Here is a 19,271-nt window from a genome sequence, read left to right as displayed (position 1 = left end):
TTTTTAGTTATAGCAGTTCGAGTAGTGTTAGGAAAAGGGATTAGACTAATTTTGCTTCTGATGAAGAATGATGTTCGGTATGCACCTCATGACTTTCATGAGCTGAAGGTAATAGAACTTTAAATGTCGTTCCAACCCCTTCTTTAGAGCTAACAGTAATTTGCCCCTGATTAATCTCGACAAAACGCTTGCAAAGACTCAAACCCAAACCAGCACCTTTTTCCCCTGCAGTACCTTTAAAGCTAGCAGTAATACGTGGATGGAATAAATTTGCCATTTGTTGCTCGGTCATACCCAGACCTGTGTCTCGAACAGTAATTTCTACATTTGCATCCGCTTGTTGAGCTTCAATAAAGACTTTGCCTGATCCATCAACGTCGGTAAATTTCAGCGCGTTTGACACTAAGTTTTGAATCACGGAAGTCATCATATTGATATCGGCGTAGATGTTTAAATCATCTGGAACACCATTAACCAGTTCAATATTTTTCTTTAAAGCTAATGTGTGCAGTACATCGCAAACGATATTGCTGACTTGTCTAAGCTTAAAATTAATTGGGTGATAAACAAAACGCCCTCCCTCGGCCATCGCCCATGTTAGTAAGCTTTCAAGCAAGTTATAGGTCGATTGTGAGGTGTCATATAAATAGTCTGCAATATTTTGAATACTAGATTCATCTAAAGTTTCACGCTCTTTAGCGAGTACCTCAGAAAATCCGAGCAATCCATGAAAAGGCGCACGTAAGTCATGCGAAATAATCGAGAAAAATTTTGTTTTACTCGAATTAAGTGCCACTTGTTGCTCGTATAATTCATTTAACTCTTCGTAGTTAAACTTCAACTCGACTTGTTGCATAAAACTAGAACAATAATCGAGCAATAATTGAATATCATCATCTTCAAACGTTGACGCATCATCATCGAAAAAGACAGCAAACCCCATTGAGGTTTTATCAGGGTGTAAAAGATGCACAGCCAATGCCCTGCTGCACTCAATATTTAATTCTTTTAAATAGTTGATTAAATTTTGATATGAAGGATGTAAGTGATTAATCACCTGTTGTTTGGCGAAGCACTGTTTTAAATGCTTTGATGGTTTAAACGAGATTGCCGTCATGCCTTCAGGGCAACGGTGCCAAAAGTAAGGTTCCTGATTAAAAGTCAATAAGGCTTTTTTACAATTCAAAAGACGAAGACTAAACCGGAAAAATTGCTCGATGTAGTTCTGCTCGGCGTTTAATCCAAGCAACAGAGATATCCTACAAGCACTTAACTGCTCAACCTGATTTAGTTCTAAACGTTGGAATGTCATTGCCCGCCTCACAGATTATGTCGTTTTTGGTCGGAACCGCTCTCAATAAATGTACTTATAATCATTATGATCTACTACAAACTTTAACACAGTACATTAAAAGAGCAACGTTCTTTTCAAAATAGAAATGTGAAGTTTCAATTAAAGATTTTCAGATACATAAAGTAGGTATGCTTGAGGAAAATACAACAAATATTTGAAGGTAGACAGTTGTAAGATGTTAGAAATGCGAGTTGATAATATTATTAAAAGATGGTCAAAAATATTAGTTGAATAAGAGTTTAGATTCTTGCTCAGTTTCGCTTTTATCAAAGATGTTTGGTATTTAAAGAAGAACTTCTTAAGCTTAAAAAATGAAAGATTTTTATAAGCTCTAAATTTATAGCTAGAAATTCGAGTCCGACCCTCGGGATCAAATACTCATTTCATAATTTCTTAAGCTCTATCCACTTTTTTATACCCAACAAAAAACCCCTAAACCGTTAGTTTAGGGGTTTTCGTAGAATCTTACGATTCTGAATCTTGGTCCCGAGGGTCGGACTCGAACCGACACGTCATCTCTGACAGCGGATTTTGAGTCCGCCGCGTCTACCAATTTCACCACCTCGGGAGAGGAAGTATGTTTGTGTTGCGTATATTAGCGCGTTTGTAAAACTTGTCAAACCCTAAGTGAATATTATCGTTCACTTTTAGATCATTTAAACATTTTTCATGATTTAGGTCAGAAGCACAGCCATAAAAAAGCGAAAAAGTTTATACTAGGCTCAATTTTTGTGGTGTTTTTTCTCAAATATGCAACTGTCTGACTTTTCCTTTGAATTACCTGATGAACTCATTGCCCGTTACCCTCTCGAATCACGTAGTGCTTCGCGGTTGTTGCACCTAGATTCAAAGGGTCAATATCACGATCACATGTTCACAGACATTATCGATCTGTTCGAAGAAGGTGATTTGTTGGTGCTTAATGACACCAAGGTCATGAAAGCTCGACTTAAAGGAAAACGCTCTACAGGCGGTGCTATTGAGATTTTGGTTGAGCGTATGCTGAACCACACCACAGCGTATTGTCATATCAAATCGAGTAACTCGCCTAAAGCGGGTGCAGAGCTTTTTGTTGGTGCAGATAATATTCCTGTGATTGTACGTGGCCGTCACGAAAATTTATTTGTGGTTGAGTTTTCACAGCCGATCTTGCCTGTTCTTGAGCAATATGGCCAGTTACCTATTCCACCTTACTTTAACCGTGAAGCGGAAGAAATTGACACTGAACGCTATCAAACGGTTTTCCATAATCCTGAAAAAATTGCCAGTGTTGCCGCTCCTACTGCGAGCTTGCACTTTGATGAAGAGTTACTAGCAAAGTTAGAGCAAAAAAATATTCAAAAATCTTTTGTGACTTTACATGTCGGTGCTGGCACCTTTATGCCTGTTCGTACTGATGACATTACCAATCATGTCATGCACAGTGAATGGTGTGATGTTCCTCAAGAAACTATTGATTTAATTTTGGCGACTAAAGCACGCGGCAATAAAGTGATTGCCATTGGTACAACTGCGACACGTGCTTTAGAAAGTGCAGCTCAAGCTCATGGCGGTAAAATTGCAGCTTGGACGGGCGACACACAAATCTTTATCTATCCGGGTTATGAGTTCTGCATCGTAGACCGTTTAATTACCAACTTCCATTTACCAGAGTCTACCCTGCTCATGTTGGTATCAGCGCTATCAAATCGAGACAACATTTTAGCTGCCTACGAACATGCAGTTAAAAGCCGCTATCGTTTCTTTAGCTATGGCGATGCAATGTTGATTGATAAGTTAGAAGCTTAAAAATTAAATTCTGATCGATATTGTTAATCATCTATAATATGGATGCAAATATTTAGCAATATCGATTAGCTTTACCAAGTCGATTATAATTTTTATAAGCCTGAATTTTAGATATTTCCTTCATTAAAATATCTATGCCATAAAACCTATCCTTAGTTTCTCCAATCTTTTTATATAACAGCTACATTTAGTAGTAGAACTACATCGCAGAATCAAGGAAAATAGCCCTCTTTTTAGCAGCGAACTGTTTCTTCGCCTCTGCTCGTGTTCAGGATTTTTAGATGAAGTTTGAAAAATTAGGTCAGTCGGGGCGCGCCCGTCGTGGTCGTTTAACTTTAGAACATGGTGTTGTTGAAACACCTGTTTTTATGCCAGTGGGGACTTACGGCACAGTCAAAGGCATGTTACCTCGTGACATCGAAGACATTCAGGCACAAATTATTTTAGGAAATACATTCCATTTATATTTGCGTCCGGGTCTTGAAGTGATTAAAGAACACGGTGGTTTGCATGACTTTATTAAATGGAATAAGCCAATTTTGACTGACTCTGGCGGTTTCCAGGTTTTTAGTCTTGGCGCAATGCGCAAAATCAAAGAGGAAGGTGTTACTTTCCGCTCACCGATTGATGGTTCAAAAGTATTTTTATCACCTGAAATTTCTATGGAAATTCAGCAGGTCTTGAACTCTGACATCGTTATGATTTTTGATGAGTGTACGCCTTACCCTGCAACACATGAAGAAGCTCAAAAATCATTGCAGCTTTCTTTACGCTGGGCAAAACGTTGTAAAACCCATCATCATGATGAGCTCAAAAATCACAATGCGTTATTTGGCATTATTCAAGGTGGCATGTATGAAGACTTACGCGATGAGTCTTTAAATGGTCTTTTAGAAATCGGCTTTGACGGTTATGCAATTGGCGGTTTATCTGTAGGTGAACCTAAAGAAGAGATGATCAAAGTTTTAGATTATCTACCGAATAAAATGCCGCATGACAAACCGCGTTATTTGATGGGCGTTGGTAAACCAGAAGATATCGTTGAAGCGGTGCGCCGCGGTGTCGATATGTTTGACTGTGTAATGCCGACTCGTAATGCGCGAAACGGTCATTATTTTGTCACTGATGGTCTGGTACGTATTCGTAATAGTAAATATCGCCATGACCAGAGCCCGCTCGATCCACATTGCGATTGCTACACTTGTAAGAACTTCACCCGTGCTTATCTATTCCACCTTGAAAAATGTGGAGAAATGTTAGCGTCTATGCTCGGTACTATTCATAACTTACGTTATTACCAACGTTTAACTGAAGGTATGCGTGATGCATTAGACAATGGCACATTTGATGAATTTGTTCAGGACTTTTATGCCCGTCGTGGTTTAGAAGTTCCACCATGTCCGGTTGATGAATAAGCCAGATTTGCGCTCAACCTCAAGACAAGGTAAATTGCAAAACGAATTAGGATTATGTCAGTTATCTGACTCATATTTTTAACTTTAGGAAATCAAAATGAGCTTTTTAATTTCTGCTGCTCATGCAGCACCGGCAGCTGGCCCAACTAATGGTATTTTGCCAAACATCTTGATGATTGTCGTATTCGTTGCAATCTTTTATTTCTTAATTTGGCGCCCTCAAGCAAAACGTGCTAAAGAACACCGTTCTTTGATTGAGAGCTTAGGTGTTGGTAGTGAAGTTGTTTTCGCTGGTGGTTTAATGGGCAAAGTAACCAAAATTGAAGGTGACTATGCAGTTGTTGAACTTAGCCGTGGTGTAGAAGTAAAAATTCAGCGTGCCAGCGTAATTTCAGTATTACCTGAAGGCACTCTAAATAACCTTTAATCATAAAACAGTCGTGCTTTAGCACGGCTTTTTCATTTAAGAAGAAAGCGAATGCGTTACCCTGCATGGAAATATTTACTGATTCTGGTTGTTCTGGTAATCAGTACATTATACGCACTGCCGAGTCTATATCCGGATGAGCCCGCTGTTCAAATTTCCGGTGCCAAAGCTGGTACCCAAATTGATCAAAGTGTGGTGAAAAAAGCAGAGCAAATTTTAAAAACAGCAAATATTGCGAGCCATGACAATACTTTTACAAATAATGCTGCCCTATTGCGTGTCAGTTCATCTGAAGCACAGTTAAAGGCAAAAGAAGTATTACGTCGTGACTTAGGTGATGAATATGTTGTCGCCCTAAACCTTGCACCAACCACACCGGAATGGCTGCAAAAGATTGGGGCAAAACCAATGAAACTTGGTTTGGACTTACGTGGTGGTGTCCACTTCTTGCTTGAAGTAGATATGGACAAAGCCGTTGCCCAACGTATGGAAACCTCTGCCACCGATTTGCGTCGTCAGTTCCGTGAAAACAAGATCAAATTTAACAGTCTTGCATTAACAAATAATGTGATCACTGTTCAATTTGCTGACAATGCTGACCGTGATGCAGCAATGGATTTTTTACGTCGTAATGGGAATGAATATACCCAACAGGCATTAGCAAGCTCTACAGGTTCTACTTTAAAGCTTACTTATACCGATGTACGTCGCCAAGAAATTCAGTCATATGCAGTAAATCAGAACTTAACAACATTACGTAATCGTATTAACGAACTTGGTGTTGCAGAAGCATTGGTACAAAGTCAGGGTAGCAACCGTATTGTTGTTGAATTACCGGGTGTACAAGATACAGCTGAAGCTAAACGTGTTTTAGGCCGTACTGCGAACCTCGAATTCCGTTTAGTTTCTGACTTAAATGATCAATATATCGATCCATATACGGGTAAATATAATGGTCAACCTTTACCTCCGGGTACAGAAGTTTTTGCTTATGAGTCTTTAGATAGCGGCCGTCAACTCTTGTTGCAACGTAACCGAATCTTGACTGGTGAGCGTGTTCAAAATGCAAGCTCTGGCTTTAGTCAGGACTCTGGCGGTGCCGAAGTAAATATTACGCTCGACAGTGCTGGCGGTAAGCTAATGTCCGATGCAACCCGTAATGCAGTTGGTAAACGCATGGCGGTATTGTTCATCGAGAACAAGCAAAAAATTAACTATGTCACAGATCCAAAAACTGGTGCACAAACAGAAGTTCGTACGCCATACACTGAGTCTGTAGTCATTAACGCTGCAACAGTTCAAGCTGTTTTAGGTTCGACTTTCCGTATTACCGGTTTAAGTTCTCCTCAAGAAGCATCTGAACTTGCATTAATGCTTCGTGCTGGTGCTTTGGCTGCGCCAATGTACTTTGTTGAAGAGCGTGTAGTAGGTCCAAGCCTTGGTCAAGAAAACATTGATAAAGGTGTATTGTCTACTCAAATCGGCTTCTTGCTCGTTGCAATCTGGATGGTGGTTTTCTTCCGTGTATTCGGTTTAATAGCGAACTTTGCTCTTGTGTTTAACTTGGCAATGATTTTAACCGTGATGTCATGGATTGGAGCTTCCCTCACCTTACCGGGTATTGCCGGTATCGTTATTACCATTGGTATGGCGGTCGATGCGAACGTATTGATATGTGAGCGTATCCGAGAAGAAATGCTCTGGGGGGCCTCACCCAAACAGGCCATTGTGGCCGGTTATGATCGAGCCTATAACACCATTTTTGACTCGAACTTAACCACGTTCCTCGTTGCATTCATTCTGTTTGCAATTGGTACAGGCCCAATCAAAGGTTTCGCCGTGACATTAATGATCGGTATTATTTGTTCGATGTTTACTGCAATTACAGTAACTCGTGCAATCGTACAAATCATTTATGGTAAACGCCGTAATTTGAAAAAGTTGAGCATTTAAGGAGATCGATGATGACTAAAGTGACTCAACAAGATTCAAAACAATATGGTCGTCCGGATGATGCAAAAATCATCCCGTTCATGAAGATTGCTAAACCTGCAGCAATCTTCTCGATCCTTATTACTTTGGCAAGTATTTTCTTTATTGCGACTAAAGGTCTTAACCTCGGTTTGGACTTTACAGGTGGTGTTTCAGCTGAGCTTAACTATGCTCAACCAGCCAATCAATCTGAAGTTATTCATGCACTCGATAAAGCTGGTTTTAAAGATGCTGTAGTACAAACCTTAGGTAGTAATAAAGACTTACTTGTGCGCATGCCAGTACAAGAAGTTAAGGTTGAAGACCTTAATAACGCGATCACTAAGGCTGTACAATTACCAAATAATGCTGCTGAAGTTCATAAAGTGGACTCTGTAGGTGGTCAGGTTGGTAACGAACTCTATGTTCGTTCTGCTGGCGCGGTTGCACTTGCACTTATCTTAATGTTGATCTACGTAACCATCCGCTTTGAGTTCAAACTCGCGATGGGTGCCGTAATGTCTTTATTCCACGACATCATCATTATTATTGGTGCTTTTGCATTATTCCAATGGCCATTTGACCTTACAGTGTTAGCTGCGGTACTTGCTGTTATTGGTTTCTCTCTTAACGATAACATTGTAGTGTCAGACCGTATTCGTGAAAATTTCCGTAAGATTCGCGGTGCGACTCCTCGTGAAATCGTCGATATTGCGTTAACTGAGACTTTACGTCGTACCATTCATACATCAATGACTTTATTGCTGGTTGTACTAGCAATGATGTTCTTAGGTGGTGATGGCCTACACTGGTTCTCTGTGGCAATGTTTGTTGGTGTATTTGTCGGTACTTATTCTTCGATTTATATCGGTACTGCATTTGCATTATGGCGTGGTCTTAACCGTCAAGACTTCATCGTTCAGGTTAAACCTGAATTTGAAGATGAAATTCCTTAAGTTGTCTAAAACAAGACAAATAAAAAAACCGCGATTCATTCGCGGTTTTTTTATTTGATTCAAAAATTATTTACGGCGTAATGCATCCGAAATAGCTTCAACCAATTGTTGAGAAATTTCCTGTTTAGATGCTTTCTCCAACTCACGCTTTTTCATGTGATAGCTTTCAGCAAAGAAAACTGTCATCGCATTCTCATCAGAAGCAAATCCAATATCAGCACGTGATACATCGTTACACGCAATCATGTCTAATTTTTTAGCAACAAGTTTACCTGCAGCATATTCTTCAACATTTTGCGTTTCGGCTGCAAAGCCCACCATAAATGGACGTTTTTCCTGACCTGCGATTGTTGCCACAATATCTGGATTTTTGACAAGGGAAACATTCAACTCATCCCCTGCTTTTTTAATTTTATGCTCAGCAACTTCTGCTACGCGATAGTCTGCGACTGCGGCAGTGGCAATAAAAATATCGCAGCCTGTTTCTAGTGAACTCATACTGACGTCAAGCATTTGTCGTGCTGAGGCAACATTTACACGTTGAACACCATTTGGCGTATCTAAACTTACAGGTCCAGCAATCAGAGTCACTTGCGCGCCAGCAGCATAACAGGCAGCGGCTAAAGCAAAGCCCATTTTTCCAGTACTATGGTTTGATATATAACGGACAGGGTCAATCGCTTCACGTGTCGGCCCAGCAGTAATAACTACACGCTTACCTGCCAACAGTCCAAATTTCTCAGCGATGGCACGTTGAGCTTGATGGAAATAGCCAGCGACTTGGCGAGCAATTTCTTCTGGCTCAGGCATACGGCCTAAGCCAACATCACCACATGCCTGCTCACCCGCATCCGGCATAATTACATGTACGCCATCTTCGACCAAGGTTTGCAAATTACGTTGTGTAGCTTTAGCAGCCCACATTTGCTGATTCATCGCCGGAGCTACCCAAACAGGAGATTTTGTTGCCAAAAAAACTGTACTGAGTAAATCATCTGCCAAACCATTCGCAAATTTAGCCAATGTGTCACAACTTGCAGGTGCGACCAGTAATAAATCAGCCCAACGTGCTAATTCAATATGACCCATACCCGCTTCAGCCGCAGGGTCTAGAAGTTCAGTATGAACAGGATTACCAGAAAGAGCCTGAAAAGTTAGTGGTGTAATAAATGCCTGAGCACCATGTGTCATCACTACTCGCACGTCAAAGCCATAATCTTTGAGGCGGCGGACTAAGATGGCACTTTTATAGGCAGCAATTCCGCCAGTAACAGCTAAAACAATGTTTTTATGAGGAATAACGCTTAGATCAAAGCTCACGAACAGGATACCTTTCTGTTGCAGTGGCGCTCACAATAGCATTAAATACGCGCAGACCCAAGATTGATTGGGCAAACAAAATAAAATTTTAAGCGAATAATGCTGGGGAATATGAATACTTCTATTAAAAATTGGCCTGAACAAGAACGGCCAAGAGAACGGTTATTACAACAAGGTCCACAAAGTTTATCAGATGCTGAGCTACTCGCGATTTTTCTTCGCTCAGGTTCACGGCAATATTCAGCAGTCGAGTTATCTCGTTTACTCATTCAGCACTTCGGTAATCTTAATGCCGTGTTTGATGCCTCATTTAGTGAGTTAACTCAATTTAATGGCATTGGGGCAACGAAATATTCACAATTACTGGCAGTCAAAGAACTTGGACGGCGTTATCTCGATCATCACTTCCAGACAAATAATCTCAGCCTTCATTCATCAGATTTAGTTTTGGATTATCTGCGCTATGAATTAAAAGGCGAAAAACAAGAAGTCTTTGCTGTTTTGTGCCTAGATGCCGAATTAAGAAAGCTTCATTTTAAAAAGCTATTCTTTGGTTCAGTTCAGCATTGCGCAGTTTCGGTCAATCAAACCCTACGCTACGCCTTACAGCAACATGCTTGCCAGCTCGTTATTGCACACAATCATCCCTTTGGTTCAGCGCAGCCTTCTTCCGAAGATATTGCCTTAACTCAGCAACTTGAACTGGCTTGTCAGCTTGTCGAAATTCGTCTGCTTGACCACTTTATTATCTCACCAGAAGGGAGCTTTTCCTTTGCTGAACAACAACTGCTCAACCCAGCAACAATATCAGCTCAATGATATTGACAAAGTACTACTAAGCCTAGAAGATCAAAACAAAAATAGCGACGTTTAAAATAAAATGATTGTTCGGGAACAGCCTAGTATTTTCAAAGTATTATTCTCTTGGCGAGGCACAATTTTACCCAAAATTTTGCCATCCTTAGGCGTTGTGATGCTGATCTCGGCAATCATTGGTGGAGTCGAATACATCAATCTTTATCGCTTTCCAGAGATTCCTCTGGTTGGCTTTACGCTCATTGGTGTCGTACTTTCTATTTTCCTAGGATTTAAAAATAGTGCATGTTATGACCGTTGGTGGGAGGCCCGAAAATTATGGGGCGTTCTAATTGCAACTTCACGCCATTTTGACCGTGACTGCCGTATTTTAACTCAAGCTCGCCGTGAGCGTGTTATTCAACATGTGATTGTTTTTGCTAATGTATTGCGTGACCGTTTACGTCGTCAGACGGCGAACCCAACTGAGTTAATACAAACCAGTGGTATGAGTCAGCAAGCACTCACTCAACTCTACCAACAAAATAATGCTCCTCAGTACACACTCAGTCTCATTCACTGGGAATTGTTGCAGGCACTTAAAGAAGGTGAAATTTCTGACATCATCTATGCACAAATGAATAAAAATGTTTCAGATTTAAGTGTTGTACAAACTGGCTGTGACCGGATTGCCAATACGCCCATTCCATTTGCCTATTCAGTTTTGCTTAACCGTACAGTCTATTTTTTCTGTTTTATGTTGCCGTTTAGTCTGGGTTCATTGCTTGGATTAGCAACACCTTTACTCGTCGGAATTTTGGCATACACATTTTTAGGTCTAGATGCACTAAGCTCTGAAATTGAAGAGCCTTTCGGTACTCAAAGTAATGATTTACCGCTAGATGCAATGGTACGTAGTATCGAGATTGAACTATTAGGGACTCTCGGTAAACCTACCCCACCGCCAATTCAGGCTCAAGATAACAACTTACTATAAAGAGTTTAAATAAAATTCTCCCAAATCCCATACTGCTTATCAGTGGGTTTAGGCGTATTTCCGAGTTTAATCCATGGCATATTTTCACCATGAAAATCACTGCCAATTGAAACTGCCAACTGATATTGTTCAATCATTCGATCAATCATCTGGCGAGTAGATAAAGGTTCCATTGGTGGAGGTAACTCAATTGCGTCTCCACCTGAAGTCGCGAATAATTCAATTAAATAACGAACGTTAGTTGCAGATAAATCATAACGGGTCGGGTGTGCTAATACTGCGAAGCCTTTACTTTGATGAATCACATCAATGGTTTCTTTTAAGCTTAGTCCTTCAAACTTTACAAAAGCACGTTTTCCTTCTTTTAAGAAACGATCAAATGCTTGTTGAGGACGAGTCACGACATTTTTCTCGACCAATGTTTTAGCAATATGAGTTCTTGTTACCCTATCCGCCTGATTTTCTACTTTGGCAAGAACATCATCATAAATCTGAAAACCAATACATTTTTCTAATAGCTCACAAATCACTTTAGCTCTTTGCGCTCTAATTCTTTTTTGTTGTTCTAATGCTTCTAAAATTGGTGCTTCATCTTGCATATTTAAAGCAACAATATGTACACCATAACTCTTCTTAGTAGTAGGGCGCGACCACTGACTAGAAATCTCTGTACCAGAAATAATATTTAAATCATGGCCTTGTGCAGCAATTTTTGCACGCTGCAACCCATCCATTGTATCGTGGTCAGTCAAAGCCAACGTATGCAAGTTCACATCTATAGCAGCTTGCACCAGTAATTCCGGAGACAAAGTTCCATCAGAAATATTGCTATGTGTATGTAAATCTATGCCTTGCATCTTTTATACTATGCCATTCGCCAAACCTGATCAGATACTCTAACATGAAAGCACTTCTGGACTTTGTTCCATTAATTATTTTCTTCTATTTATATAAAACAGTTGATCCAACTGACACCCAGCATCCTTTACTGAAACTGATCGGGTCTGCTGGTGGTGCCGATAATAATAATATTCTTGTAGCGACGACTGGCTTAATTATTTCAATGCTTGTGGTATATGGTGCCCTATTCGTTTTCCAAAAATTCCGTCTTGATAAACAACAGTGGTTTGTATTGTTTATGACTGTCATTTTTGGTGGCATCACCCTCATGTTAAGTGACGATTTCTATATTCGTCTCAAAGCTGCGATTTTAAATTTAGTTTTCGCAGGCGCATTCTTGGTTTCACCTTGGTTTGGTAAAGACCGTAAACCGCTCATTCAACGCTTATTTGACCCGATTTTAGATTTGAGTGAAAAAGGTTGGAAAAACCTCAATTTTGCTTGGGCTGCGATGTTTGTTGTGATGTCTTGTCTGCATGTATTCTTCGCATTTTTATTTCACGGTGGAAAATATTGGGGCGAATTTACTGCATTTGGTGACATGATCGTGATGTTTTCATTTATCATTATTCAGTTCATTATTTTACGCAAACATTTTAAGTCACCAGACGCTTAAAGTGCTTCCAGATTGATTATAGAGATACGATTACATGCCTTTTTTTGTTCTAAGCTGTACCGATAACGAAGGAACTTTAGAAAAACGCTTGGCAGTACGCCCTCAGCATATCGAACGCTTACAAAAACTCGATGATGAAGGCCGCCTTGTTACAGCGGGTGCTATGCCAAAAGATCCTAATGATCCGCAAGCAGGCTTCTTTGGTAGCACAATGATTGTTGAATTCGACAGTCGCGAAGCATTAGATGAATGGTTAAAAGAAGAACCATTTCTTAAAGAAGGCATTTATGCTCACGTTGATGTAAAACCGTTTAATAAAGCATTTCCAAAAGGGTAATCGCATGCAGCTTGCAATCAAAAGCTTTCTTGGCTTGTGTTTGATATGTTCAACTGCTGGAGCAGTTGAACCTGCTGCGACACCAGCAACTCCTTCCCCAAGTGCGCCTTCAACTCAAGCCGCTAAACCAGCTCCAACATCTTCAACTGGAGCCAAAACTGCAGCGACGACAGCACCAACTGCAACACAACCACTTACAGCAGAACAGCTCGCAAAGAACAAGCAACAGCAAGACGCAAAAATCAAAGCCCTGGTTCAAGATCAAGCATCTCGCTTAAAACAGCTAGAACATGCCAACCTTGAAGCATTGGCCCAGAACCAAGAGTTACAGCTAAAAAATGATAATCTCTCTGTTCAGGTTCAAGTCTTACAAAGCGAACGAAGTGCGCAAATGTTTTTATATGGCGCTGTTACCTTAGCAGGCGGTGTATTGCTAGGTTTCTTTATTGCTAGTTATATTCATACAAAACGTCGACGCCAGTGGTAATACCAAGCGATCTATTAAATTCAATGAACGTATCAAACCGTATCCAAACAGCAGAGCTGGACTGGGAATTTATCGATGGTATCGAGATTCCCATTTCTAAACAATTTGGTGATGTCTACTTCTCTAAAGATAATGGCCTACTTGAAACACGACATGTTTTTCTAAATGGTAACGACTTATCAGAACGATTAGCCAATCTAAAAGATTTTGAATATTTCAGTGTAGGAGAAACCGGTTTTGGTACAGGTTTAAATATTCTTGCACTCTGGCAACTTTGGCAGCAAGTTCGTCCTAATAATCAAAGCCATTTACACGCAATTAGCGTAGAAAAATTTCCATTAAGTAAAGCTGATCTTATTCGCGCTTTAAATGTCTGGGATGAGCTTAAACCGCTTGCAGAGCAGTTAATTGAACAATATCCCCTGCCTATTGCCGGATGTCATCGTTTAACTTTCCCTAAAGAACGTTTTAGCATCGATTTATGGCTTGGAGATGCGCAAGAGATTTTCCCAAGCATGGCTAAAACTAAAGCTGTGAATGCCTGGTTTTTAGATGGCTTTGCACCGTCTTGCAACCCAGACATGTGGGAACAGAATGTTTTAAACAATATTGTCGGTCTTTCAGGTTATGGCACTACATTTGCCTCTTTTAGTGTTGCTGGCATTCTAAAACGTGGGCTAAAAGCACATGGTATTGATATTTCTCGTCCACGTGGTTTTGGCCATAAACGAGAAATGCTCAAAGCAGTCTGGAATCTGCCTGAATCTGTTGAAGATTCCTTAGAATTAGATCAAACTTACGCATTGACTACAGAGCAACAGCATATTGCGATTATAGGGGCTGGTGTAGCAGGTTTAAGCACGGCGTGGGCATTTGCAGCACGTGGCCACCAAGTAACCTTATACGAGCAAACCAATGCATTATCGGGTGCCTCTGGAAATCCTTTGGCATTACTTAATCCGAAACTATGCCCAATTGAACAAAGTCATGAACATCTCATGACCTTAAGTTGGCAACATGCTTTAAATTTTTATAAAAATTTTAATGCATTCCGTCCACTTCAAATTCAACAAATTGCATTGAAAAATGCAGAAGAACTTCTAGATTTGGTAAATCAGTATCCAGCTCAAGTTGTTACCAACTCAGCGAGCTCACTTGAAACTGATTATTCAAGCATATTACTAACTGAGGCTGGTTCCGTTTCACCACATCAATTACGTGATGAAATTTTGCAGCATCCATGTATCAATCTCAAAATTGCCCATGTCACAGCACTGATTTCTTGTGAAAATAAAGTTCAATTGCAAACCGACAATGAAATTATTGCAGAAGCAGACCATGTCGTTGTGTGCTGCGCTCGAGAAAGTGCTGCTTTATTCGACAGCTATCCACAGTTAAAACCAATACGTGGACAAGTGAGCTGGGTTGATAATACGTTTGCTCCCCTGCCTTTAAATGAAGCTTATAGCTATGGCGGCTATTGCATGCAACTTGATGCCTCACAGATGATTTTGGGTGCGTCTTTCTACCCAAATCGTGAAGATCAAGATGTACTTCCCGAAGACCATGTGCATAACTTTGAATTAATCCACGGTGTATTCCCTGAATATGCTGAAAAGTTACCATCACCTTCGACATGGCAAGGGCGTGCATCTATACGGGCACAAAGCTTAGATTATTTTCCTCTGGTTGGAAAAATGCAGGACAATAGCCGAATTGCTACTTTTGCTGGGCTTGGCTCTAAAGGCTTCTTATTTGCCCCGCTGTGCAGTGAAATCTTAGTTGCTCAAATGTTAGGAGAAGCTTGTCCAGTACCAGACCGCTTATTACAAAAATTGAATCCTCAACGGTTCCAAAAGAAAGTGAAACCTAAAAAGCCTTATTTTAAACCGCAATAATTCATTTCAATAAAAAAGCACCCGAAGGTGCTTTTTTTATGCGCCCTGCTCTAGAGGCAAGCCAGCATCACGAGCTGCACGTGTCCCGCCCATCAGCACGACATATTCACGCGAGGCATCCAATCCTTCTAGTTTCTCAGCTGCACGAGGAGCTTTGCTACCACCACCACATAAAATATAAATCGGCTGACCCGCAGAGACCTGGTTCAAAATATCAGCATTCAAATCATTAATTGGGCGATTCACCGCACCTTTAACATGCCCTTCTGCATAAGCATTAGTATCACGGACATCCCAGATAACAGCATTTTCTGGGAATTCAAATGTTGTAATTTCTTGTTTACGGATCATTGTGCACTCCTTTGATGTAAACAACACTTGGCAAATGAAGAAAACCCTCTTAGCATCTCAAATATTCTTTCACTTTGTAAAGGTCTAAACTATGCCTTCTTTCGATATTGTCTCTGAATTAGAGTTATTTGAAGTTAATCATGCTGTACAAAACACACAAAAAGAGATTGCAACACGCTTTGACTTCCGTGGTCATGATGTTTCTATCGAATTAAATGAAAAAAATAAAGAAATCAAAATCAGTACCGAAAGTGATTTCCAGTGTGAACAAGTTTATAACATGTTAGAAAATCATTTTTATAAACGTAAAATTGATGTTCAAGCACTTGATCCACAAAAAGCTTCGGCTTCTGGTAAGAACTTTGTACAAGTCATTAAACTTAAAGATGGTCTTGACTCTGATACTGCAAAAAAAATTAATAAAGCCATTAAAGAAAGTGGCGTTAAAGTGCAATCTTCTATTCAAGGCGACAAAATTCGTGTGACTGATAAAAAGCGTGACACCTTACAGCAAGTCATGACTTTTTTACGTGAACAACAATTCGGTGTGCCATTACAGTTTAATAACTTTAAAGATTAATATCTTGTCGGCCATTTAAAGCTAAGGTAATCCCATGTCTCAATCCAATCGTCTATCAAAACTGGTAAAAGCAACTTCAAAATTCCCTAAAGGTATTCGGAGCACGCTTTGGAGCAAGGCGTTTGGCCGTATCGTACCAATGGTGGGTACAGCAAATATCCGCTATCTAGAAGTAGACTCAAACCACGTTACTGTCCGTTTAGATAACCAAAAAAATATGCAAAATCATATTAAAGGAGTGCATGCTGCGGCTATGGCTCTTTTAGCAGAAACTGCAACGGGTTTTCTAACCGGTTTACATATTCCTGATAATCGAATTTTATTAATCAAATCATTACATGTCGATTATTTAAAAGTGGTTGAAGGCGGTTTGACTGCTACAGCGACATTGTCTGCTGAACAACAAAAGTTTATTGCAGATAATGAGAAAGGCGAACTTGTGATTCCTGTTACTGTGATTGATGATGCAGGCAATGAACCAATTCAATGCCAAATGCTCTGGGCATGGTTACCTAAACGTAAGAAATAATAACTAATCTAAAGTATTTTTAGACGGTTATTTACCTCAAGATATAAAACTAATATTTTGTATCTTGAGGTTAAAAATGAAAAAAATATTAATTCTTTCCTCTTTATTTACCAGTTTAATATTTACAACAATAACGGCTCACGCGACTGAACCCAGCATTAAAACCAGTAAAGTAACTTCGGCTAAATCAGAAGCTATTGATAAAGTAAGTGCTCAAAACAAAAGAATAGTGACCGACTTTTATGAAGGTGTCTTTTTAAAACATAAAGTCAAAGAATATGCAGACCGCTATATTGGTCAACAATACATTCAGCACAATCCTAATGTTCCAGATGGGAAAGCACCTTTCGTTAATTTCTTCACTGAAAAATTCCAAAAGAATCCGCAAGCTAAAAATGAGATTAAACGTGCGATTGCTGAAGGTAATCTTGTCGTTTTACATGTCCATTCGACTGAAAATGAAAAAGATCGAGGAAGAGCAATTGTTGATATATTCCGTGTTGAAAATGGAAAAATCGTAGAGCATTGGGATGTGATACAAAATATTCCTGAGCAAAGCAAAAATACAAATACGATGTTTTAATTTTTAAAAACTAGTTTTTCTTTTGAATAAAAATTAAAGCCTGAATACTAATATTCAGGCTTTCTGATTCTTATTGAGTTTCCAAAAACTTCTGTTTCGCTTCTTCAGGTATTTGACGCTTATTACCTTTTACATCTACTGCTACAAAGGTAAAGACTCCTTCAGTAATGCGTATTGGTTCACGAGAGTCATCATGACTATCCCAAACTTCAATTTGCATCTGAATAGAAGTATTTCCAACTTTTAAGATCTTGGTATAGCAGCTAATGACAAAGCCAACTTTTACCGGAACCAAAAAGGTCATTTGATTAATAGAAATCGTAGCACAGCGACCACGACTGAAACGTTCTGCGTGAATTGCTCCAGCCAAGTCCATTTGTGACACAATCCATCCACCAAATACATCACCACTCCAGTTTGTATCTGCTGGCATGGCAATCGTTTGTAAGGATAAAATTCCTTCTGGTTTGGTATAAGCTTCTGACACCTTAGCTCCCGAAATTCGTTTGAAGTTGTTGATCGAGCCACTGTTGCAATTCAGGCGCACGTAATGCGCCGCTAATACGCGCGACCTCTGTCGTTTTATTCATTAAGACAAGTGTCGGAATACTTCTCACATGAAAAGCTTGGCTCAAGCGAGGAGATTCTTCGGTATCAATCTTGGCAAAGATAACGCCTGGATTCTGTTTTGCGACCTGCGCAAAATGTGGAGCCATCATTTTACAAGGTCCACACCATTCTGCCCATAAGTCTATAAGAATAGGTAGATCACTATTCGTGATGTAGTTACTAAAATTCTGCTCATTTAGCTCAATTGGTGCAAGCGGTAGTAAGGGCTGATGACATTGCCCACAGCTTGGTTGCTCCGGAAGTTTTTCTTCTGGAACTCGGTTTTTAGCACCACACGATGCACATACAATAATCATTTACATCACTCCTATATGCTGATGTAAAAATTCTAATTGGGTTGTTACTGCTTTTTCAAACCATGAACCGTGATAGATATCAAAATGTTTCATATCCCATTCATGATAACTCACAAAAGGCGCAATATTTGTCGCAGCTTCGCGGCTTGATTCAATAGGAATAAGTGAATCTTTTTGAGCAGCAATAAATAAAACAGGAATATTAATCTGGCGCACAACTTGGATTGGACGGTAGCGCATCAGATTAAAAAAGACACGAGCTGGGACTTCCCCACTCCAATAATAATCAGGATTTACAATCGATAAATAGCCATAATAACTATCTGCTGTAGGCATAAAACATAGGTTATGTTGATCAACAACAGGTAATCTCTTTGGATTAAGCCCCATCTTTGATCCCATATAATCCTGACTTGATAGCTTCAATGCTTGCGGATAGCGCTGCAAAGGATAGAGTTTGGCAGTTTCAGCGCCATCTACATAAGGAATTTGTACTAAAACCGCTTGAATATTCTTTAACTCAGAAGCTAGGCTTAGTGCATATCCCCCACTTAAAGAAGTTCCCCAAAGCACAATCCTTCGGTTATCTACGAGTTTACAAGTCGAAGCATACTGAATCACTGTCTTCCAATCTTCTAATTGTGAATTGATTGAGACCATTTCTCTAGGCTTGCCAGTACTACCACCCCAATATCTGTAATCAAATAAAATAACAGCGTAACCTGCTTGAGCAAATCGCTGGGCATACTGAATAAGTTTAAATTGACGCAATCCAGCAAAACCATGCGCCATGATAATTACCGCAGATTTATTATTTGTTTTTGGAATATAAAAGTCAGCTGCGATCATTTCCTGATCACATGGAACATATAAAGGCTCAACCGTATAAGCGTGCATATGTGCTCCGTAGCATTATGGTCGAAGTAATGAATTTACAAAAAACATCCTGATCGCCTTTTAAAAATCTAGAGCTGTTCTATGACATAAGTTTTATCTATGTAGGAACAACGTTTTAGTGTCTTGTATCTCAGGTTAAGCTTA

The 19,271-nt window shown here is 39.8% G+C and carries 21 protein-coding genes and 1 tRNA gene; 14 read left to right on the top strand and 8 right to left on the bottom strand.

Annotation, left to right across the window (positions count from 1 at the left end; genetic code table 11):
* Positions 1 to 40: 40 nt before the first annotated feature.
* Together AC52J8_RS02800 and AC52J8_RS02795 are read right to left on the bottom strand one after the other, a co-directional pair.
* Positions 41 to 1,312 (bottom strand): sensor histidine kinase, encoded by a 1,272-nt coding sequence (locus AC52J8_RS02800; RefSeq protein WP_086399629.1) that lies wholly within the window; start codon positions 1,310 to 1,312, stop codon positions 41 to 43.
* A gap of 523 nt (positions 1,313 to 1,835) precedes the next feature.
* Positions 1,836 to 1,922 (bottom strand) — tRNA-Leu (locus tag AC52J8_RS02795).
* A gap of 182 nt (positions 1,923 to 2,104) precedes the next feature.
* Here AC52J8_RS02795 and queA point away from each other — a divergent pair.
* The 5 genes from queA to secF all read left to right on the top strand — a co-directional run bounded on the left by queA (position 2,105) and on the right by secF (position 7,911).
* The gene (gene queA / locus AC52J8_RS02790) at positions 2,105 to 3,142 is read left to right on the top strand and encodes a tRNA preQ1(34) S-adenosylmethionine ribosyltransferase-isomerase QueA (protein ID WP_086399628.1); all 1,038 of its coding nucleotides are present in this window, start codon (positions 2,105 to 2,107) and stop codon (positions 3,140 to 3,142) included.
* A gap of 281 nt (positions 3,143 to 3,423) precedes the next feature.
* Positions 3,424 to 4,557, top strand: a complete 1,134-nt coding sequence (gene tgt / locus AC52J8_RS02785) for a tRNA guanosine(34) transglycosylase Tgt (RefSeq protein ID WP_002116306.1) — start codon at positions 3,424 to 3,426, stop codon at positions 4,555 to 4,557.
* A 97-nt stretch (positions 4,558 to 4,654) separates the two neighbouring features.
* Positions 4,655 to 4,984 carry a preprotein translocase subunit YajC gene (yajC, locus tag AC52J8_RS02780; RefSeq protein WP_002116168.1) on the top strand — a complete coding sequence of 110 codons (330 nt, stop codon included), beginning with the start codon at positions 4,655 to 4,657 and terminating at the stop codon, positions 4,982 to 4,984.
* Between the two features lie 51 nt (positions 4,985 to 5,035).
* Positions 5,036 to 6,937, top strand: a complete 1,902-nt coding sequence (gene secD, locus AC52J8_RS02775) for a protein translocase subunit SecD (RefSeq protein ID WP_002116237.1) — start codon at positions 5,036 to 5,038, stop codon at positions 6,935 to 6,937.
* A gap of 8 nt (positions 6,938 to 6,945) precedes the next feature.
* A complete protein-coding gene (gene secF / locus AC52J8_RS02770) occupies positions 6,946 to 7,911 on the top strand; it encodes a protein translocase subunit SecF (RefSeq protein ID WP_086399627.1) in 966 nt (321 codons plus the stop codon).
* 66 nt (positions 7,912 to 7,977) lie between these two features.
* On the opposite strand, the gene coaBC is transcribed toward secF, so the two are convergent.
* Positions 7,978 to 9,231, bottom strand: a complete 1,254-nt coding sequence (coaBC, locus tag AC52J8_RS02765; RefSeq protein WP_002116235.1) for a bifunctional phosphopantothenoylcysteine decarboxylase/phosphopantothenate--cysteine ligase CoaBC — start codon at positions 9,229 to 9,231, stop codon at positions 7,978 to 7,980.
* A gap of 99 nt (positions 9,232 to 9,330) precedes the next feature.
* Here coaBC and radC point away from each other — a divergent pair, with 99 nt between their 5' ends.
* Complete coding sequence (radC, locus tag AC52J8_RS02760) at positions 9,331 to 10,050, top strand: RadC family protein (protein WP_086399626.1); 720 nt, start codon at positions 9,331 to 9,333, stop codon at positions 10,048 to 10,050.
* Between the two features lie 61 nt (positions 10,051 to 10,111).
* Positions 10,112 to 11,023, top strand: coding sequence for a bestrophin family protein (locus AC52J8_RS02755; RefSeq protein ID WP_069141498.1), 912 nt, complete (start codon positions 10,112 to 10,114; stop codon positions 11,021 to 11,023).
* Positions 11,024 to 11,028: 5 nt separating this feature from the next.
* On the opposite strand, the gene AC52J8_RS02750 is transcribed toward AC52J8_RS02755, so the two are convergent.
* Entirely contained in the window at positions 11,029 to 11,880 is an 852-nt protein-coding gene (locus AC52J8_RS02750; protein WP_086399625.1) for a PHP domain-containing protein, read from the bottom strand.
* A gap of 44 nt (positions 11,881 to 11,924) precedes the next feature.
* On the opposite strand from AC52J8_RS02750, the gene AC52J8_RS02745 reads away from it, so the two are divergent.
* Genes AC52J8_RS02745 through mnmC form a run of 4 tightly spaced genes read left to right on the top strand, consistent with a single transcriptional unit; the run spans position 11,925 to position 15,261 of the window.
* Entirely contained in the window at positions 11,925 to 12,539 is a 615-nt protein-coding gene (locus AC52J8_RS02745; RefSeq protein WP_005064166.1) for a septation protein IspZ, read from the top strand.
* 34 nt (positions 12,540 to 12,573) lie between these two features.
* On the top strand, positions 12,574 to 12,876 hold the full coding sequence (locus AC52J8_RS02740; protein ID WP_032005578.1) for a YciI family protein: 303 nt from the start codon (positions 12,574 to 12,576) through the stop codon (positions 12,874 to 12,876).
* 4 nt (positions 12,877 to 12,880) lie between these two features.
* Positions 12,881 to 13,363, top strand: coding sequence for an SH3 domain-containing protein (locus AC52J8_RS02735; RefSeq protein WP_032056727.1), 483 nt, complete (start codon positions 12,881 to 12,883; stop codon positions 13,361 to 13,363).
* A gap of 23 nt (positions 13,364 to 13,386) precedes the next feature.
* Complete coding sequence (gene mnmC / locus AC52J8_RS02730) at positions 13,387 to 15,261, top strand: bifunctional tRNA (5-methylaminomethyl-2-thiouridine)(34)-methyltransferase MnmC2/FAD-dependent 5-carboxymethylaminomethyl-2-thiouridine(34) oxidoreductase MnmC1 (RefSeq protein WP_086399624.1); 1,875 nt, start codon at positions 13,387 to 13,389, stop codon at positions 15,259 to 15,261.
* A gap of 36 nt (positions 15,262 to 15,297) precedes the next feature.
* Here mnmC and AC52J8_RS02725 read toward each other — a convergent pair whose 3' ends face one another.
* Positions 15,298 to 15,612, bottom strand: coding sequence for a rhodanese-like domain-containing protein (locus AC52J8_RS02725; protein ID WP_002116171.1), 315 nt, complete (start codon positions 15,610 to 15,612; stop codon positions 15,298 to 15,300).
* A gap of 91 nt (positions 15,613 to 15,703) precedes the next feature.
* Here AC52J8_RS02725 and AC52J8_RS02720 point away from each other — a divergent pair, with 91 nt between their 5' ends.
* The 3 genes from AC52J8_RS02720 to AC52J8_RS02710 all read left to right on the top strand — a co-directional run bounded on the left by AC52J8_RS02720 (position 15,704) and on the right by AC52J8_RS02710 (position 17,304).
* Positions 15,704 to 16,192 (top strand): YajQ family cyclic di-GMP-binding protein, encoded by a 489-nt coding sequence (locus AC52J8_RS02720; RefSeq protein WP_032055429.1) that lies wholly within the window; start codon positions 15,704 to 15,706, stop codon positions 16,190 to 16,192.
* Positions 16,193 to 16,226: 34 nt separating this feature from the next.
* Entirely contained in the window at positions 16,227 to 16,721 is a 495-nt protein-coding gene (locus tag AC52J8_RS02715; RefSeq protein ID WP_005804736.1) for a DUF4442 domain-containing protein, read from the top strand.
* Positions 16,722 to 16,797: 76 nt separating this feature from the next.
* Positions 16,798 to 17,304, top strand: coding sequence for a nuclear transport factor 2 family protein (locus AC52J8_RS02710; RefSeq protein WP_032056729.1), 507 nt, complete (start codon positions 16,798 to 16,800; stop codon positions 17,302 to 17,304).
* A gap of 70 nt (positions 17,305 to 17,374) precedes the next feature.
* Here AC52J8_RS02710 and AC52J8_RS02705 read toward each other — a convergent pair whose 3' ends face one another.
* From AC52J8_RS02705 to AC52J8_RS02695, 3 genes are read right to left on the bottom strand one after another with little or no spacing between them, the layout of a single operon-like run.
* Positions 17,375 to 17,791 carry an acyl-CoA thioesterase gene (locus AC52J8_RS02705; protein ID WP_002116010.1) on the bottom strand — a complete coding sequence of 139 codons (417 nt, stop codon included), beginning with the start codon at positions 17,789 to 17,791 and terminating at the stop codon, positions 17,375 to 17,377.
* A gap of 1 nt (position 17,792) precedes the next feature.
* On the bottom strand, positions 17,793 to 18,230 hold the full coding sequence (trxC, locus tag AC52J8_RS02700; protein WP_003655112.1) for a thioredoxin TrxC: 438 nt from the start codon (positions 18,228 to 18,230) through the stop codon (positions 17,793 to 17,795).
* On the bottom strand, positions 18,231 to 19,127 hold the full coding sequence (locus tag AC52J8_RS02695; protein ID WP_005064153.1) for an alpha/beta hydrolase: 897 nt from the start codon (positions 19,125 to 19,127) through the stop codon (positions 18,231 to 18,233). It lies immediately after the preceding gene.
* Between the last annotated feature and the right edge of the window lie 144 nt (positions 19,128 to 19,271).

This window comes from Acinetobacter sp. S-1 (genome assembly GCF_059579785.1).
The sequence above is the reverse complement of the archived record's forward strand: the minus strand, read 5'-3'. Positions and strand labels throughout refer to the sequence as shown.

What these genes read in the sequence shown, in the direction of transcription:
- AC52J8_RS02800 (WP_086399629.1), bottom strand. Translation starts at nt 1,312, where the DNA reads ATGACATTCCAACGTTTAGAACTAAATCAGGTTGAGCAGTTAAGTGCT.
- queA (WP_086399628.1), top strand. Translation starts at nt 2,105, where the DNA reads ATGCAACTGTCTGACTTTTCCTTTGAATTACCTGATGAACTCATTGCC.
- tgt (WP_002116306.1), top strand. Translation starts at nt 3,424, where the DNA reads ATGAAGTTTGAAAAATTAGGTCAGTCGGGGCGCGCCCGTCGTGGTCGT.
- yajC (WP_002116168.1), top strand. Translation starts at nt 4,655, where the DNA reads ATGAGCTTTTTAATTTCTGCTGCTCATGCAGCACCGGCAGCTGGCCCA.
- secD (WP_002116237.1), top strand. Translation starts at nt 5,036, where the DNA reads ATGCGTTACCCTGCATGGAAATATTTACTGATTCTGGTTGTTCTGGTA.
- secF (WP_086399627.1), top strand. Translation starts at nt 6,946, where the DNA reads ATGATGACTAAAGTGACTCAACAAGATTCAAAACAATATGGTCGTCCG.
- radC (WP_086399626.1), top strand. Translation starts at nt 9,331, where the DNA reads ATGCTGGGGAATATGAATACTTCTATTAAAAATTGGCCTGAACAAGAA.
- AC52J8_RS02755 (WP_069141498.1), top strand. Translation starts at nt 10,112, where the DNA reads ATGATTGTTCGGGAACAGCCTAGTATTTTCAAAGTATTATTCTCTTGG.
- AC52J8_RS02750 (WP_086399625.1), bottom strand. Translation starts at nt 11,880, where the DNA reads ATGCAAGGCATAGATTTACATACACATAGCAATATTTCTGATGGAACT.
- AC52J8_RS02745 (WP_005064166.1), top strand. Translation starts at nt 11,925, where the DNA reads ATGAAAGCACTTCTGGACTTTGTTCCATTAATTATTTTCTTCTATTTA.
- AC52J8_RS02740 (WP_032005578.1), top strand. Translation starts at nt 12,574, where the DNA reads ATGCCTTTTTTTGTTCTAAGCTGTACCGATAACGAAGGAACTTTAGAA.
- AC52J8_RS02735 (WP_032056727.1), top strand. Translation starts at nt 12,881, where the DNA reads ATGCAGCTTGCAATCAAAAGCTTTCTTGGCTTGTGTTTGATATGTTCA.
- mnmC (WP_086399624.1), top strand. Translation starts at nt 13,387, where the DNA reads ATGAACGTATCAAACCGTATCCAAACAGCAGAGCTGGACTGGGAATTT.
- AC52J8_RS02725 (WP_002116171.1), bottom strand. Translation starts at nt 15,612, where the DNA reads ATGATCCGTAAACAAGAAATTACAACATTTGAATTCCCAGAAAATGCT.
- AC52J8_RS02720 (WP_032055429.1), top strand. Translation starts at nt 15,704, where the DNA reads ATGCCTTCTTTCGATATTGTCTCTGAATTAGAGTTATTTGAAGTTAAT.
- AC52J8_RS02715 (WP_005804736.1), top strand. Translation starts at nt 16,227, where the DNA reads ATGTCTCAATCCAATCGTCTATCAAAACTGGTAAAAGCAACTTCAAAA.
- AC52J8_RS02710 (WP_032056729.1), top strand. Translation starts at nt 16,798, where the DNA reads ATGAAAAAAATATTAATTCTTTCCTCTTTATTTACCAGTTTAATATTT.
- trxC (WP_003655112.1), bottom strand. Translation starts at nt 18,230, where the DNA reads ATGATTATTGTATGTGCATCGTGTGGTGCTAAAAACCGAGTTCCAGAA.
- AC52J8_RS02695 (WP_005064153.1), bottom strand. Translation starts at nt 19,127, where the DNA reads ATGCACGCTTATACGGTTGAGCCTTTATATGTTCCATGTGATCAGGAA.